Origin of the sequence: Kribbella soli, assembly GCF_004331345.1 — a bacterium.
GTDB classification, from domain to species: Bacteria; Actinomycetota; Actinomycetes; order Propionibacteriales; family Kribbellaceae; genus Kribbella; species Kribbella soli.
Genome location: NZ_SJJZ01000002.1, coordinates 1,413,533 through 1,428,429, shown reverse-complemented (window position 1 = coordinate 1,428,429; position 14,897 = coordinate 1,413,533). Strand labels below are relative to the sequence as shown.

Sequence of the window (14,897 nt, the reverse complement as noted above, 5' to 3'; positions counted from 1 at the left end):
GATGCCTCGATCCGCCGACACTGTGAGAACACAGCTGCGGCTCGGATTGTGGGGTGGGAGGACATGGCTGGGGTGGTTGGTTGATGGGACGGTCGATGGAAGGACCCGTCCTGGAGGTGTGGAATGACTCTCCGTCCTGTTGTTTCGGTGATCGTCTTGCTGGCAGCTGTGTTGACCAGTCCGGTGTCGCGGGCTGAGGCTGCGAGCCTGGAGGAAGTGACCGGATTCGGTTCGAATCCAGGGAATCTGCGGATGTTCCGTTACGTGCCGCCCGGGCTTGGTGCCGGTCGGCCGGTGGTGGTGGCGTTGCACGGGTGTACTCAGTCGGCTTCGGCGTACGACGACGAGCCCGGCTGGGTCGCGATGGCGCAGCGGGCCGGCTTCGCGCTGGTGCTGCCGCAGCAGCAGTCGGCCAACAACGCGAGTGCGTGCTTCAACTGGTTCGAGGCGGGGGACACCGCGCGCGGCTCGGGTGAGGCTCTGTCGATCAAGCAGATGGTGGATCGCACCGTCGGCGATCTTGGTTCGGATGCGGGGCGGGTGTTCGTCACCGGTCTGTCGGCCGGTGGTGCGATGACGGCTGTCATGCTGGCGACGTACCCGGAGGTGTTCGCCGGTGGGGCGGTCGTGGCAGGGCTGCCGTATCGGTGCGCGACGTCGCTCGTCCAGGCTTTCAGTTGCCAGAACCCCGGGGTCGATCTGTCGCCGCAGCAGTGGGGCGACAAGGTGCGCGCGGCGGCGACGGCGACCCACCGGCCCAAGGTGTCGATCTGGCACGGTACGTCGGACTACACCGTTGCCTACCGCAACCTCAACGAGTCGATGGAGCAGTGGACCGACGTGAACTCCGCGGACCAGATCGCGGACTCCACCGAGACCGTCAACGGTGCCACGCACAAGTCGTACGCCGACGCGTCCGGTGCGACGGTCGTCGAGACCTGGTCGATCCCTGGCATGGGCCACGGCCAACCCATCGACCCAGGCACCGGACCAGATCAGTGTGGCGCCGCTGCGCCGTACATCCTCGACGTCAACCTGTGCGCCGCTGTCTACATCACCCGCTTCTGGGGCCTCACCTGAGCAGCGGCTCAGGCGGTCGGCGTACGGCGGGGTGGTGGGGCGGTTGATTCTCGGTAGATCAGGTGGTTGATGGTTTGCGGGGTCGGCTGCGGGATCGGTTCGCCGCGGATCTCGGCGAGGAGTTGGTGGATGGCGGCGCGGCCCTGGGCCTCGCGGTCGACTGCCACGGTGGAGAGTGACGGGGTGGCGAACCGGCCGATCTCCTCGTCGTCCCAGCCGAAGACGCTCAGATCGTCGGGCACGGTCCAGCCACGGGAGAGTGCGCCACGGATCACGCCCATGGCGACGACGTCGTTGGCCGCCACGACTGCGGTGACACCGCAGTCGGGCGGCAGGGCGGTGATCGCGTCGAAACCGGACTGGGCCGACCAGTCGCCGTCAACGGCTCCGACCGAGTGCAGTCCGAGGCGTTCGATCGTCTCGAGGTAGACGCTCTTCCGGTTGCGTGCCGAGGCGAAGTTCTGGGCGCCGGCGACGTGCAGGAACGTCCGGTGGCCCAAGGAGACCAGGTACTCGATGATCTCGCGGATCTCGGTGGCGTCGGCGAGCTCCGCCAGGCCGTGCAGCTTGTCGTCGTAGGTGCCGTTCTCGACGATCGGCACCCGATGTGCGTTCTTGCCCTTGAGGCCGATCGGCGAGAGGGCCAGGATGCCTTCGACCTGGCCGGATCTGGCCAGCTCGTCGATCCGGTCCGAACGCTCGCGGGCCCCGCCCTCGACGCTGACGATCTCGACCTGGTACCCGGCGTCGTGCGCCGTTCGGGATGCCGCGGCGAGCAGCCGCCCGGGGAAGTGCGCTCCCGAGGCGAGCACGATCGCGAGCCGGTTCGTGTGCCGCGTCCGCATGGATCGAGCGACCAGGTTGGGGCGGTAGTCGAGGGCCTTGACCGCGTACTCGACCTTGATCCTGGTCTTCGGCTTCAGGCTGTCCTTGTCCTGCAGATACCGGGACACGGTCGTGTGCGATACGCCGGCCAGGCTGGCCACTTGGTGGATGGTCGCCGGCCGTTTGGCTGCCGGGTCTGCCACGTTCCCCTCCTCGCGCCAGGCCGTCTGAGGCGGGGCAGTTTATCACCGCGGACCGTCGTAACCGGCTCCGGCCCGGCCCTTCCCGGACCTCGATCAATGCTGGACCGAGGTCTTGACACCAAAACGCGGCTGCGGTTAGCTACCGGCTCAGAAGTGGATCGATCACTTTTTATTCGAGTGACCAGGGAGGTGCCTGTGGCTGAAGCCGACACTGCTTCTCGTGTGCGTTCAACGCACGGAAATCCGGATGCCGCGAGTCTCGCGAAGGGCCGCAAGCGGTCCCTGTTAGCGCGGCTCAGACGTGACTATCCCGTGCTTTTACTGGCGATACCGGGACTGCTGGTCCTGCTGGCGTTCCAGTACTACCCGCTCTGGGGCAACATCATCGCCTTCCAGGATTATCAGCCCTATTTGGGAATCGGGAAGAGTCTCTGGTCCGGATTCGAGAATTTCTCCGTCATTTTCAGTGGTGACCCGGAATTCCTCAACGCCGTCCAGAACACATTGATTCTGACCCTGATCCAGGCCGTCATCGTGTTTCCGGCGCCGATCGTGGTGGCGCTCGTGCTGCACAGCCTGCTCTCGAACAAGCTCCGGCAGTTCGTGCAGACGATCATCTATCTGCCGCACTTCATGTCCTGGGTGATCGTGGTCGCGGTCTTCCAGCAGGTGCTGGGCGGGACCGGGATGATCAACAACTGGCTGCGCGGTCACGGTTACGACCCGATGCACATCATCGGCAACGTCGAGGCCTTCCGCGCGCTGCTCACGTCGCAGGTCCTGTGGAAGGACACCGGCTGGGCGACGATTCTCTTCCTGGCCGTGCTGTCGCAGATCGATCGTTCGCTCTACGAGGCGTCGGCGGTGGACGGCGCGGGGCGCTGGCGGCAGACCTGGCACGTGACGCTGCCCGGTATGAAGCCGATCATCATCCTGCTGCTGATCCTCAAGCTCGGGGACTCGCTGACGGTCGGTTTCGAGCAGATCATCCTGCAGCAGCAGGCGGTCGGCGTCGACGCCAGTGAGGTTCTCGACACGTACGTCTACAACAACGGCGTCCTCGGCGGCGACTGGGGGGTGGCGGCAGCGGTCGGCCTGGTGAAGAGCGCCGTCGCACTCGCCCTCGTGCTGTCCGCCAACAAGCTCGCGCACCGCTTCGGCGAGGAAGGGGTGTATCGCGGATGACTTCCGCCAAATCGCACCGCACGATGGTCGGCGGTATGCCGATGCCCGGTCTGACCGAACGCGTCGTCAAGGCGGTCTTCCTGACGATCATCTGCGCGGCGGTCGTGTTCCCGTTCATCGGCGTGATCTCCACCAGCCTCGCTCCGGCCGAGGAGGTGACCAAGGCCGGCGGATTCGTCCTGTTCCCGACGCATGGGATCGACTTCACGGCGTACCGCTCGATCCTGTCCGGTGGGACCGTCACGCAGGCCCTGCTGATCAGCGGCTTCGTCACCGTCGTCGGTACCGCGATCGCGTTGGTGCTCACCTGCACGCTCGGGTGGGCACTGAGCCGGCGTGGCACCATCGGCAACCGGCCGCTGCTGCTGCTCGTGCTCATCAGTCTGCTGTTCAACCCGGGCCTGATCCCGTCGTATCTCGTCGTTCAGCAGTTCGGTCTGCTGGACAGTCTGTGGGCGGTGATCGTGCCGGTCAGCGTCAGCGCGTTCAACGTCATCGTCGTCCGCGCCTACTTCGTCGGCCTGCCCGCCGAGATCATCGACGCCGCACGGATCGACGGCGCGTCCGAATGGAAGCTGTTCCGGCACATCGGCCTGCCCTTGTCCAAGGCGGTGATCGCCGTCATCGGGCTGTTCTACGGCGTCGGCTACTGGAACAGCTTCTTCAACGCGCTCCTGTATCTCAACGACAGCAGCAAATGGCCGTTGCAGCTGGTGCTGCGGACGTACGTCGTGAACGGCGTCGAGCTCGGCGGCCAGGACCTCGGGCTGGGCAGCGAGGCGGTGCCCCCGCAGACGTCCATCCAGATGGCGATCCTGATGATCTCGATCGTTCCGGTCCTCTGCGTCTACCCGTTCATCCAGCGCCACTTCGCCAAGGGCGTGCTCACCGGCGCCGTCAAGGGCTGACCCAAAGACCTGAAAAGAGGCAAATCCATGAGTGTCTACGATGCACGGCCGCTGGGCCGCCGGGCGGTCCTCGCCGGTGGGGCGGCGCTGGGACTGGCCGGCGCAGTCGGTTGCTCGAACGACGGCCGCGGCGGTTCGGGCGTGGCGAACGACGAGGCGTCCCGGTCGAAGATCCGGCCGGCGTACGAGCGGTACACCGGGGTGAAGCCCGACCTGGCCGGTGCCGAGTACAACATCCCGGACGCGTTCCGTCGCTACCCGGCCGACCCGGTGCAGGCGATCACGCAGCCTCCGGGTGACGGCAAGCCGATCACGGTGACGACGTACACGAACACGCCGATCCCTCCGAAGCTGGAGCTGAACACGTTCTGGCAGGAGTTCAACAAGCGGGTCGGGTCGCCGCTGCAGGTGAATCTGACGCCGTCGGTGGACTACAACAAGAAGTTCGCCACCGTGGTCGCGGGCAACCAGCTGGGCGATCTGTTCATGGTCGGCGCGGTTCCGCAGGTCCCGCAGATGCTGACCGCGAAGGCTGTCGACCTGACGCCGCACCTGTCCGGCGACAACATCAAGAAGTACCCGTACCTGGCGAACCTGCCCGAGGTCTGCTGGAACTCGGGCATCTTCGACGGCAAGATCTACGGGGTCCCGGTGCCGCGCGGCGCGATCAGTTCCTCGGTGCTCTACAGCCGCGCCGACATCCTCGAGGCGCAGGGACTGAAGGCCGAGGTGAAGAGCGCCGACGACTTCGTCGAGCTGTGCAAAGGGTTGACCGACCGGAAGCTGAACCGTTTCGCGCTGGCCACCGCGCCGACACAGTACGTGCGGAACATGTTCGACATACCCAACCAGTGGAGCAAGAACGGCGACGCCCTGGTCAGCTACCTGGAGCACGAGGCCCACGAGGAGGTCTTCGGGATCCTGCAGAAGCTCTGGAAGTCCGGTTACATCCATCCGGACGCGTACGCCGGGCAGAACCTGGACATGAAGACCCGGTTCGCGAACGGATCGAGCCCGCTCGTCCTCGACACGTTCAGCGGCTGGCCGACGTACCTGCAGACCATGACCGACAAGAACGCCGAGATCGCGATCATCGCGCCGCCGAAGCACGACGGCTCGGGGCAGGGCAAGACCTGGCTGGGATCGCCCGCGATCGGCGTCACCGCGGTCAGCAAGAAGGCCGAGGGGCGGGTCGAGACGCTGCTCGCGTACCTGAACTACCTGGCGACGCCGTTCGGCACGCAGGAGTACCTGTTCCGCAAGTTCGGGCTGGCCGGCGTCCATCACCGGCTGGTCGAGGGCAATCCGGTGCTCAACGCGAAGGGTTTCAGCGAGACCCAGCTGGGCCTGAACTACCAGGCGGACGGGCCGTGGACGATCTTCCTGCCCGAGCGGGAAGGGAGCGCCGAGACCCAGTTCAACGCGATGAAGTCGGTGTGCCCGACCGCCCTCGCGAACCCGGCCGCCGGTCTGTACTCCGAGACGAACACCCGCAAGGGCGGACAGATCGGCGATGCTGTCAACCAGGTCGCCGACGACATCGTTCAAGGCCGGAAGCCCGTTTCGGCCTGGGCCGTAGCGGTGAAGAAGTGGAAGAGCGACGGCGGCGACAAGATCGCCGAGGAACTCGCGCAGGCGCTGAAGTCGTCGCGCTGAGTTCGCCCGTCATCAGATCACACCGGAAGGAACACCCTTGAATTCCAGCCAACCCATCAGATTCGCCGTCGTCGGGCTCGATCACGCGCACATCTTCGGTCAGGTCGCCGGCCTGATCGAGGCCGGCGCGACGTTCGCCGGGATGGCCACCGACGATCCGTCGGCAGCGGTCGCGGTCACGGTCCGGGAGCGGTACCCCGACGTACCCGTGATCGAGGATCCCGACGAGCTGATCGCGCAGGACGGGATCGACCTGATCGTGACCGCCGCCGTACCGGACCGGCGCGGGCCGATCGCGGTCGCGGCGTTGCGGGCCGGCAAGGACGTGATGGCCGACAAGCCCGGGTGCGTCACCCTCGACCAGCTGGAGGAGGTCGAGAAGGCGGTCAGCCAGAGCGGCCGGTTCTGGTCGGTGACGTTCTCCGAGCGGTTCGAGGTCAAGTGCGTGGTCAAGGCCGGTGAGCTGGTCCGCGAGGGCCGGATCGGCACGGTCGTGCAGACGCTCGGGGTCGGGCCGCACCGGATCGGGGATCGCGGGCATCTCGCCGGTGGCGGCGGCCGCCCGGACTGGTTCTACGACAAGGCGCGGTACGGCGGCATCCTGACCGACATCGCCTCGCACCAGATCGACCAGTTCCTCTGGTTCACCGGTGCGCGCACCGCGGAGGTGGTGACCAGCGCGGTCGGGAACTTCGCCAACCCCGACGAGCCGGGCCTGCAGGACTTCGGCGAGCTGCTCCTGCGCAGCGGCAACGCCCAGGGCTACATCCGGGTCGACTGGTACACCCCGGACGGGTTGCCGACGTGGGGTGACGGCCGGCTGACCGTGCTCGGCACGGAGGGCTACATCGAGATGCGCAAGTACGTCGACATTGCGGGCCGCGACGGCGGCAATCACCTGTTCCTGGTGGACAAGGACGGCACGCACTACATCGACTGCTCGGACGTCGAGCTGACCTACTACTCGGACGTGCTGCGCGACGTCCGGGACCGGACCACCACGGCCGCGCCGCAGGAGCACACGTTCGAGACCATGCGGCTGGCGCTGACCGCCCAGCAGAACGCGGCCGTCCGCGGAGCCGCCGAATGACAGTGAGGGTCGCGATCGTCGGCTGCGGCAACATCAGTCACCGGCACGCGGAGGCCTACGCGAACACCGGCCGAACCAGCCTCGTCGGTGTCGCGGACATCGTCGAGGCGAAGGCCCGGACGCTGGCGGGGAAGTACGGCGCGACGGCGTACGCGAGTGTGACCGAGCTGCTGGCGGCGGAGGACCCCGATCTGGTTTCGGTGACGACGCCGCCCGGTAGTCATGCCGAGATCGCGATCGAGATCCTTGCCGCCGGCAAGTCGGTGCTCCTGGAGAAGCCGCCGGTGCTGAGTCTGGCCGAGATGGACGCGGTGGCGGAGGCCGAGCAGGCGAGCGACGGCTCGGTCTGGGTGGTCTTCCAGCACCGGCACGGATCCGGCGCACTGCGAGCGGCGGACCTCCTCGGCCGCGGCGCGCTCGGACGTCCGCTGGTGGCGGTCTGCGAGACGTTGTGGTTCCGGCCGCTCAGCTACTTCGACCCGGACTGGCGCGGCACCTGGGTCGGTGAGGGTGGCGGGCCGACCCTCGGCCACGGCATCCACCAGATCGACCTGCTGCTGCATCTGCTCGGGCCGTGGCGGACGATCAACGCCACCGCCGTACGGCTGGATCGCCCGGTCGAGTTCGAGGACGTGTCGATTGCGTCGGTGATCTTCGAGAGCGACGCGGTCGGGACCGTGATCAACAGCCTGCTGTCGCCACGGGAGCTGAGCAGGATCCGGATCGACACGGCCGGCGGGACGCTCGAGGTGAACCACGTCTACGGGTACGCCGACCAGGACTGGACGTTCCACTCGGCACCTGACGCGGCGAAGGCCGCGACGCTCGGTATCGATCCCGGCGTACGGAAAGCAGACGCGGCCGAGACCGGTGTGGAGGATGATCCGTGGACCGCGTCGGCCGGTGACGATGTGCCGAGCAATCACGAGGCGCAGATCAACCGCCTGATCGACGACCTGCTGGCCGGCCGGACCCACGACACCACCCTGGCCAGCACTCGGCCGACGATGGAGTTCGTCACCGCGCTCTACGCCTCGGCGATCACTGGCCGGCCAGTACGCCGTACCGACCTGACGCCGGACCACCCGTTCTACCGAGCCCTCCACGGAGACACCCCGAAAACCGAACTCAGCGAGTCGTTCCGCCCCTGAGAGGATTCTCTCGTGTTCTCGACGTTCAACGTCCCGGTTCTGCCCGATGGTGTGGTGAGTCGGTCGATCAATGCCGAGAGCCCGACCGGAGCGCCCGGCGCGGCTGCGCGGGCCGCGTCGGCGCTTGGGCCTGGGCTCGCCCGCTCTGCAGCTGCCCGCGGGGGAGACGCTCACCCTGGCCGAGATCGAGGGGCCGGGCGTGATCCGGCACATTTGGCTGACTGTTGCCGATCGCACCGATCAGGGTCCGGCGCCCGGTTGACGCTGGAGAATCAGCACGTGGGCGACGTGCCGTCGGTGTACTTCCAGGTCGACTACACGCTGGGCGACGAGCTTGAGGCGAGTACGCCGTACTTCCACGCCCAGTGGCGGCACTCCGACGGTACGGCGGCGTTGGGGACCGATCATGTGATCCTCGACGGGGTCTCGGGGCGGGGCACGTACGTCGGGACGTACCTCGCGCTGACCTCGCTGCACCGGTACTGGTGGGGTGAGGGCGAGGTGAAGTTCTTCGTCGACGACGATGACGAGTTCCCGACGTTGTGCAGCACCGGCCTGGAGGACTACGCGGGCGGCGCGTGGGCCTTCCTCTTCGAACGCCAGGACGACATCGCCACCACGGCGTACTGGTACCAACTCGCGCCCCACGCTCCCTTTCCACCTCTACCAGCACCGCACCTCCGCCATCCCCGCTGACTGATTCAGTAGCCGGTGGTGCCGTCAATCAGTTCACGCATGACGTCAAGGTGCCCGAGGTGGCGGGCTGTCTCCTCAATGAGGTGAGTGACGATCCAGCGCAGAGACACAAGCTCAATGCCCTCAGGAGCCCATGCCTCCAGATCGTCGAGCTGGTGGTCGGCAACGATCTGGCGGGACCGCTCACATTGCTGGTCGTACTCGTCCAGTAGGTGATCGAGAGAGGCCTCAGGCGGCTGTGAAAGCTTGAAAGGGTCTTTGGCGCCTACCTGTGGGACACCAAGGAAGCTGGTCTCGAACCACCCCAGTTCGACATGTCTGAGGTGCCCCACGAGTGTTTTCACGCTCATCCGTGGAGATGCCGGCAAGACGGCCAGTTCGGCCTGCTCTTCTGACAGGCCTGTGCACTTCCACCTGACCGTGGCGCGCTGGCGGTCCAACCAGCCCGAGAGCATGTCGCGTTCGTCGGCCTTGGGTGGCGGAAAGTGGCGGGGCACGCGACCGATGCTAGGCGGTTCAGTGACGGGGGCCCAGGGGGTCTTCTTCGGGTGGGGTGGGGGAGCGGCGGGTGGTGCTGGTGAGGGAGCGTTCGGGGAGCCAGATGACGAAGGTGGTGCCGATGCCCAGTTCGGAGTGGAGGGTGACGGTGCCGCCGTGGGATTCGGCGATCTGGCGGACGATGGCGAGGCCCAGGCCGGCTCGGCGCTGGCCGGTGGACGCGACAGTGGCCGGGGGTTGTTGCTGGCCGGCGCGGTAGAAGCGGTCGAAGACGCGGTCGGCGTCGTCGGGCGCGATGCCGGGGCCTTCGTCGCGGACCGCGATCCAGGCCCAGCCGTTGCGGCTGCCGACCGCGAGGACGAGTTCGCTGCCGCCGCGGGCGAGGCGGACCGCATTCGAGAGCAGGTTGTCGACCGCGCGCCGCAGCGCGGACGCGTCTCCGGCGGCGATGGGGCCGGGCGAGAGGCGTCGTACGACGTGCAGCTCGCGATCGGCTGCGAGCAGTTCGTACTCCTCGGCCGCTTCGCCCGCGATCGTGGCGAGGTCGACGTCGGCGTCGACGAAGGCGGGTGACGACCGGCGGGCGGACGCGAGGAGGTCCTCGACGAGGCGGGTCATCCGCTGGATCGCGCGGCCGACGATCGCGGTGGCCTGGGCGCGGTCGTCCGGTGGCGTGTCGTCGTGCGCGAGGACGGCGTCGACGTTCGCCTGGATCACGGCGAGCGGGTTGCGCAGTTCGTGGGATGCGTCGTCGACGAGTTGGCGCTGAGTCAGGAACGCCGTCTCGAGCCGGCCGAGCATGCCGTCGACGGTGTCGGCCAGGTTGCGCAGTTCGTCGCGCGGCCCTTCGAGGGCGATCCGGCGGGACAGGTCGGTCGCGGAGATCTCCTGCGCGGTCGCCGTGATCCGCCGTACCGGACGCAGCACGCGACCCGACAACCACCAGCCGGTACCGAGGCTGACCAGGAACAAAACACCCATGCCGGCCACGGAGTAGTTCCGCAGCGTTTGCAGCGTCTGGTAGTTCACCGCGGACTGCACACTCGAGAGCTCGGCGGCCTGGATCACCTGGCCCGGCTTGAGGTGGAACTCCCCGTGGGCGTCCTTCCAGTACTTCTGGACCTCGATCTGGTCCAGCGGTTTCGGCTCGAGGATCTGTGACAGCGCGACGTACACGCCGCCGAGCAGGAGCGCGGACAGCGCGATCAGTGCGGCGGAGTAACCGACGGTGAGTCGGAATCGGATCGTCTGAGCCCACGGCGGTCGTTTGAGATTCATCGGACTGGTTGCGGAAGGCCCGCCTTCAGGTGGGGGAGGAACCGCAACTGCCTCCCTTCAGGTGAAAACTGTCGGCGCCGCCTGATTGCATGCCTGTCGTGTCCCGCTACCGCCTCGCACCCACTCCGGCTCAGATTGCTGAGTTGCTGGAGCACTCGCGGTACGTGTGGAACCTGGGGCCGTGATCGCACGCGGAGAGACTGTCGTACTGGTCTCTGAGAAGCGTGAACCTCAACACGAACCTCCAACGGTCGCGTAGTTGGAATCCTCCGCGTTCGAGCGGAGGAGGACGTCAAGTGTCACCTCTGAGGCGGTAGCCGCGACCGATCACGGTCTCCAGGATGGGATCTTCGCCCTCGTGCGCGAGTTTGCGGCGCAGGGTGCCGACGGTCACGCGGACGGTCTGGGTGAACGGGTCCGCGTTCTCGTCCCAGACGTGCTCGAGGAGTTCCTCGGCCGAGATGACGTGCCCGGGGCGCGACATCAGGTACCGCAGGATGCCGAACTCCTTCAGCGTCAGCGGAAGCTCCCGTCCGGCCCGGGTGGCGAGATGGCGGGACGAGTCCAGGACGAGGTCGCCGACGTGCAGCTGGGTCGTGCCGTTGGTGACGTCGCGGCGGAGCAGGGCGCGGATCCGGGCGAGCAGTTCGACGAGTGCGAACGGCTTGGTCAGGTAGTCGTCTGCGCCTTCGTCGAGCCCGCGGACGCGGTCCGCCAGCGAGGCGCGCGCGGTCAGCATCAGCACGCGCAGCTCTCGTCCGGACGCCACCTCGATCTCGCCGCGGCGGACCGCGCGGCACAGGTCGAGACCGCTGGTGTCCGGCAGCGTGATGTCCAGGATCGCCAGGTCGTACGGCGTGGTCGCGAGCTTCTCGACCGCCTCGGCGCCGGTGGTGGCCGCGTCGACGGCGTACCCGGCCCGGCCGAGTCCCGAGCGCAGCGCGCTGACCAGGCCTTCCTCGTCCTCCACCACAAGTAGTCGCACGCAACCAAGGTAGCGGTGGACCCGAGCGCGGCCGGTCTGCTCTTTCGCCGGGCTTTCGGTCGGCTTTCCGGTCGTTTTCGCGGCGTCTTGATGAGCTGTGGCCAATCGAGTCGAAGGAGATCCTGATGAAACTTCCAGTAAAACGACTGATCCTCGGCAGTGCGGTGGCGGTCGCGGCGCTCGGTGTCGGCGGGATCGCGTACGCCGCCGGAAACGACCCCGCCGTTCCGGAGCAGGGCTATGCGACGGTCGAGGACGGCCCGACCACGCCGTCGCCGTCCCCGTCGCATGACTGCCCGGAGAAGAACGGTGAGAGCGCCGAGCAGAACCCCGCTGGAAACGCATGAATGCCGCAACGCTCGAACACGCCTTGTTCGAGGTGAAGCGGGTGGTCGTCGGGCAGGACCACCTGGTCGAGCGGATGCTCGTCGGGTTGCTGGCCCGCGGCCACTGTCTGCTGGAAGGCGTGCCGGGAGTCGCCAAGACGCTCGCGGTCCGCACGCTGGCGGAGGTGATCGGCGGGCAGTTCTCGCGACTGCAGTTCACTCCGGACCTGGTGCCCGGCGATATCACGGGCACCCGGATCTGGCGGCCGTCCACGGAAGGGTTCGACACCGAGCTCGGTCCGGTGTTCGCCAATCTGGTGCTCGCGGACGAGATCAACCGTGCACCGGCCAAGGTGCAGTCCGCGTTGCTCGAGGCGATGGCGGAACACCAGGTCAGCATCGGCGGTACGTCGTACCCGCTGCCGGAACCGTTCCTGGTGCTCGCGACCCAGAACCCGATCGAGTCCGACGGGGTGTACGCGTTGCCCGAAGCGCAGCGGGACCGGTTCCTGCTGAAGATCACGGTCGACTACCCGACGCCGTTGGAAGAGCTGACGATCCTGCAGCGGATGAGCGCGCACCGGCCGCACGCGAACGCCGTACTCACACCGGAGCAGGTCGCACAGTTGCAGGAGGCAACGGACGACGTGTTCGTCCACAACGCGGTCGCGGAGTACGTCGTACGCCTGGTGCACGCGACCCGGGTGCCGACGCAGTACGGGATCCAGGACCTGGCCGGCGTACTGGAGTTCGGTGCGAGCCCTCGTGCCACGCTGGGGCTGGTCGCGGCGGGCCGCGCGTTGGCGTTGTTGCGCGGGCGGGACTACGTGTTGCCGGCCGACGTGTACGACGTTGCGCTCGACGTGATGTCGCATCGGCTGGTACTCACGTTCGACGCGCTGGCCGACGGGGTCGATCCGCGGTCGGTCGTCGCGCGGATCCTGCAGACCATCGAACAGCCGCACGTGGTGCCCGCCGACGACGCTCAAGGGTCTGCGGCATGAATGACCTGCTGGCCGGCCGGGAGCGGGCACTGCGCGCCCTCGAACTGACGGTGAAGCGCAAGCTGGAAGGGTTCCTGCACGGCGAGATCACCGGTCTGCGCAGCGGTCCCGGCAGCGAACCCAACGAGGCGCGTCCGTACCAGGCGGGCCAGGACGACGTACGACGGATGGACTGGAACGTCACCGCTCGCTCGCTGGAACCGCACGTGCGAGCACCGCTCGCCGAGCGGGAACTGGAGACGTGGGCATTGCTGGACGCGTCGGCGAGCATGGACTTCGGGACCGCGCTGAGCGAGAAGCGCGACCTGGCCATCGCTGTCGTGGGGGCGGTCGGTCTCCTCTCCGACCGCCCCGGCAACCGGCTCGGCGTACGCATTGCCCTGGGCAACGACCTGCGCCGTCTTCCGGCCGCTGCCGGCGCAGTCCAGCTCCGCCGCACGCTTCGCACTCTCCTGTCGTTGCCCCGAGCAACACCAGGTGCTGTTCCGACGACAGATCTCGGCAAAGCGATCAGTCGACTTGACCGCGAACACGCACGTCCAGGCCTGCGCATGGTCGTCTCGGACTTCCACGAGGACGGCTGGGCAGACCCGCTCCGCCGCCTGGCCGCGCGCCACGAGGTGATCGCCGTCGAGGTCCTCGACCCACGCGAGCTCGAACTCCCCGAGGTCGGGCTGCTCACGCTCGTTGATCCGGAGACCGGCCGCCGCCGGGAGATCCAGACCGCCAGCCGCAAACTCCGTCGCCGGTACGCCGACGCGATGGCCGCGCACCGTGAACAGACCACCCAGGCGATCCGGTCCGCCGGTGCGGCACATCTCCTGCTGCGCACCGATACCGACTGGGTCCGTGACGTCGCGGCGTTCACGACCGCCCGCCGACGGGCCGGCGTACGGCGGAACCCGACTGCTGTGAGGACCAGATGAGATTCGAGCAACCCCTGTGGCTGTGGCTGTTGGTGCTGGTCGCCGCGCTCGTGGCGGCGTACCTGATCGCCCAGCGACGCAGGACGAAGTACGCCGTCCGCTTCGCGACCCTTCCGATGCTGGAGAAGGTCGCCCCTGTACGGCCCGGCTGGCGCCGGCACGCGCCGGCCGCGGCCTTCCTCGCCGCGCTGACCGTGCTGACGATCGCGATCGCCCGGCCGGTCGCTGACATCCGGGTCCCGCGGGAGCGCGCCACCGTGCTGGTCGCGATGGACATCTCGAACTCGATGGCGGCGACCGATGTCGCGCCGAACCGGTTCGAGACCGCCAAACAGGCGGCGGTCGAGTTCGTGCGGGACCTGCCGGAGAAGTTCAACGTCGGGCTGGTGTCCTTCGCGCGGACGGCGACCGTGGTGTCGGCGCCGAGTACGAATCATCAGGCGACGGTGGACGCGATCAACAGTCTGCAGTTGCGCGACTCGACGGCGATCGGGGACGCCGTACTCACAAGCCTGCAGGCGATCCGGACAATCGATCCCGACGATCCGCCGCCGAGCCGAATCGTGCTGTTGTCCGACGGCGGCAACACCGCGGGCAGTCCGGTCGACGACGCCGCCGAGGCGGCCACGCAGGCCGGCGTACCCGTGTCGACGATCGCGTACGGCACACCCGAGGGCACCGTGAACCTGGAGGGGCGCGACATCCCGGTCCCCGCCGACACCGAGGCGTTGAAGGGTCTCGCGGACGCGACCAGCGGGTCCTTCTACGAGGCCGAGAACGACGAGCAGTTGCGTGACGTGTACTCCGACCTGCAGTCCTCCATCGGCTGGACCACCGAACCCCGCGAGATCACCAACCTGGTCGCGGGCATCGCCCTGGCCGCGGCGCTCCTGGCCGCGCTGGCCTCGCTGCTCTGGTTCTCCCGCCTCCCGTGATCAGGAGCTGACATGCCTCCACACCTAGGCCACCCATTCCGCGGCCCCGACTACATCCCCGGCCCACCACCCGTCACCCCCGGCTCCGTCACCCCGGCCATCGCTCGGGAGAGGACCCCCTCATTTGTTCCCACCTCTCCCGCCGCGGCAC

17 protein-coding genes are annotated in these 14,897 nt (G+C 67.7%); 13 read left to right on the top strand and 4 right to left on the bottom strand.

Annotated elements, in window-relative coordinates; all coding sequences use genetic code 11:
- Positions 1-123 precede the first annotated feature (123 nt).
- Positions 124-1,080: an extracellular catalytic domain type 1 short-chain-length polyhydroxyalkanoate depolymerase gene (locus E0H45_RS20875; RefSeq protein ID WP_131339683.1), complete on the top strand. Its 957-nt coding sequence runs from the start codon at positions 124-126 to the stop codon at positions 1,078-1,080.
- A gap of 8 nt (positions 1,081-1,088) precedes the next feature.
- On the opposite strand, the gene E0H45_RS20870 is transcribed toward E0H45_RS20875, so the two are convergent.
- A complete protein-coding gene (locus E0H45_RS20870; RefSeq protein WP_131339681.1) occupies positions 1,089-2,108 on the bottom strand; it encodes a LacI family DNA-binding transcriptional regulator in 1,020 nt (339 codons plus the stop codon).
- Between the two features lie 153 nt (positions 2,109-2,261).
- Between E0H45_RS20870 and E0H45_RS20865 the strand changes: the two genes are divergently transcribed.
- The 7 genes from E0H45_RS20865 to E0H45_RS43290 all read left to right on the top strand — a co-directional run bounded on the left by E0H45_RS20865 (position 2,262) and on the right by E0H45_RS43290 (position 8,794).
- Entirely contained in the window at positions 2,262-3,293 is a 1,032-nt protein-coding gene (locus tag E0H45_RS20865; RefSeq protein ID WP_238155125.1) for an ABC transporter permease, read from the top strand.
- Entirely contained in the window at positions 3,290-4,201 is a 912-nt protein-coding gene (locus tag E0H45_RS20860) for a carbohydrate ABC transporter permease (RefSeq protein WP_238155124.1), read from the top strand. Before E0H45_RS20865 ends, E0H45_RS20860 begins: the two co-directional genes overlap by 4 nt.
- A gap of 27 nt (positions 4,202-4,228) precedes the next feature.
- Positions 4,229-5,857, top strand: coding sequence for an extracellular solute-binding protein (locus E0H45_RS20855; RefSeq protein ID WP_131339680.1), 1,629 nt, complete (start codon positions 4,229-4,231; stop codon positions 5,855-5,857).
- Positions 5,858-5,894: 37 nt separating this feature from the next.
- The gene (locus E0H45_RS20850; protein ID WP_131339679.1) at positions 5,895-6,947 is read left to right on the top strand and encodes a Gfo/Idh/MocA family protein; all 1,053 of its coding nucleotides are present in this window, start codon (positions 5,895-5,897) and stop codon (positions 6,945-6,947) included.
- Positions 6,944-8,098 carry a Gfo/Idh/MocA family protein gene (locus E0H45_RS20845; protein ID WP_131339678.1) on the top strand — a complete coding sequence of 385 codons (1,155 nt, stop codon included), beginning with the start codon at positions 6,944-6,946 and terminating at the stop codon, positions 8,096-8,098. Before E0H45_RS20850 ends, E0H45_RS20845 begins: the two co-directional genes overlap by 4 nt.
- A gap of 70 nt (positions 8,099-8,168) precedes the next feature.
- Entirely contained in the window at positions 8,169-8,360 is a 192-nt protein-coding gene (locus E0H45_RS43295) for a hypothetical protein (RefSeq protein ID WP_238155123.1), read from the top strand.
- Between the two features lie 17 nt (positions 8,361-8,377).
- On the top strand, positions 8,378-8,794 hold the full coding sequence (locus E0H45_RS43290; protein WP_238155122.1) for a DUF2961 domain-containing protein: 417 nt from the start codon (positions 8,378-8,380) through the stop codon (positions 8,792-8,794).
- 5 nt (positions 8,795-8,799) lie between these two features.
- Here the strand turns inward: E0H45_RS43290 and E0H45_RS20835 are convergent, their stop codons facing one another.
- Complete coding sequence (locus E0H45_RS20835) at positions 8,800-9,291, bottom strand: DinB family protein (protein ID WP_238155121.1); 492 nt, start codon at positions 9,289-9,291, stop codon at positions 8,800-8,802.
- A 19-nt stretch (positions 9,292-9,310) separates the two neighbouring features.
- A complete protein-coding gene (locus E0H45_RS20830; RefSeq protein WP_131339677.1) occupies positions 9,311-10,570 on the bottom strand; it encodes a sensor histidine kinase in 1,260 nt (419 codons plus the stop codon).
- A gap of 89 nt (positions 10,571-10,659) precedes the next feature.
- Here E0H45_RS20830 and E0H45_RS43875 point away from each other — a divergent pair, with 89 nt between their 5' ends.
- Entirely contained in the window at positions 10,660-10,755 is a 96-nt protein-coding gene (locus tag E0H45_RS43875) for a helix-turn-helix domain-containing protein (protein ID WP_420323336.1), read from the top strand.
- A 107-nt stretch (positions 10,756-10,862) separates the two neighbouring features.
- Here E0H45_RS43875 and E0H45_RS20825 read toward each other — a convergent pair whose 3' ends face one another.
- Positions 10,863-11,555 carry a response regulator transcription factor gene (locus E0H45_RS20825; RefSeq protein ID WP_131339676.1) on the bottom strand — a complete coding sequence of 231 codons (693 nt, stop codon included), beginning with the start codon at positions 11,553-11,555 and terminating at the stop codon, positions 10,863-10,865.
- A gap of 125 nt (positions 11,556-11,680) precedes the next feature.
- Between E0H45_RS20825 and E0H45_RS20820 the strand changes: the two genes are divergently transcribed.
- From E0H45_RS20820 to E0H45_RS20805, 4 genes are read left to right on the top strand one after another with little or no spacing between them, the layout of a single operon-like run.
- Positions 11,681-11,902 (top strand): hypothetical protein, encoded by a 222-nt coding sequence (locus E0H45_RS20820; protein ID WP_131339675.1) that lies wholly within the window; start codon positions 11,681-11,683, stop codon positions 11,900-11,902.
- On the top strand, positions 11,899-12,885 hold the full coding sequence (locus tag E0H45_RS20815) for an AAA family ATPase (RefSeq protein ID WP_131339674.1): 987 nt from the start codon (positions 11,899-11,901) through the stop codon (positions 12,883-12,885). The genes E0H45_RS20820 and E0H45_RS20815 overlap by 4 nt, the downstream gene beginning before the upstream one ends.
- A complete protein-coding gene (locus tag E0H45_RS20810; RefSeq protein ID WP_131339673.1) occupies positions 12,882-13,811 on the top strand; it encodes a DUF58 domain-containing protein in 930 nt (309 codons plus the stop codon). The genes E0H45_RS20815 and E0H45_RS20810 overlap by 4 nt, the downstream gene beginning before the upstream one ends.
- Entirely contained in the window at positions 13,808-14,746 is a 939-nt protein-coding gene (locus tag E0H45_RS20805) for a VWA domain-containing protein (protein ID WP_131339672.1), read from the top strand. The genes E0H45_RS20810 and E0H45_RS20805 overlap by 4 nt, the downstream gene beginning before the upstream one ends.
- Positions 14,747-14,897: the final 151 nt, after the last annotated feature.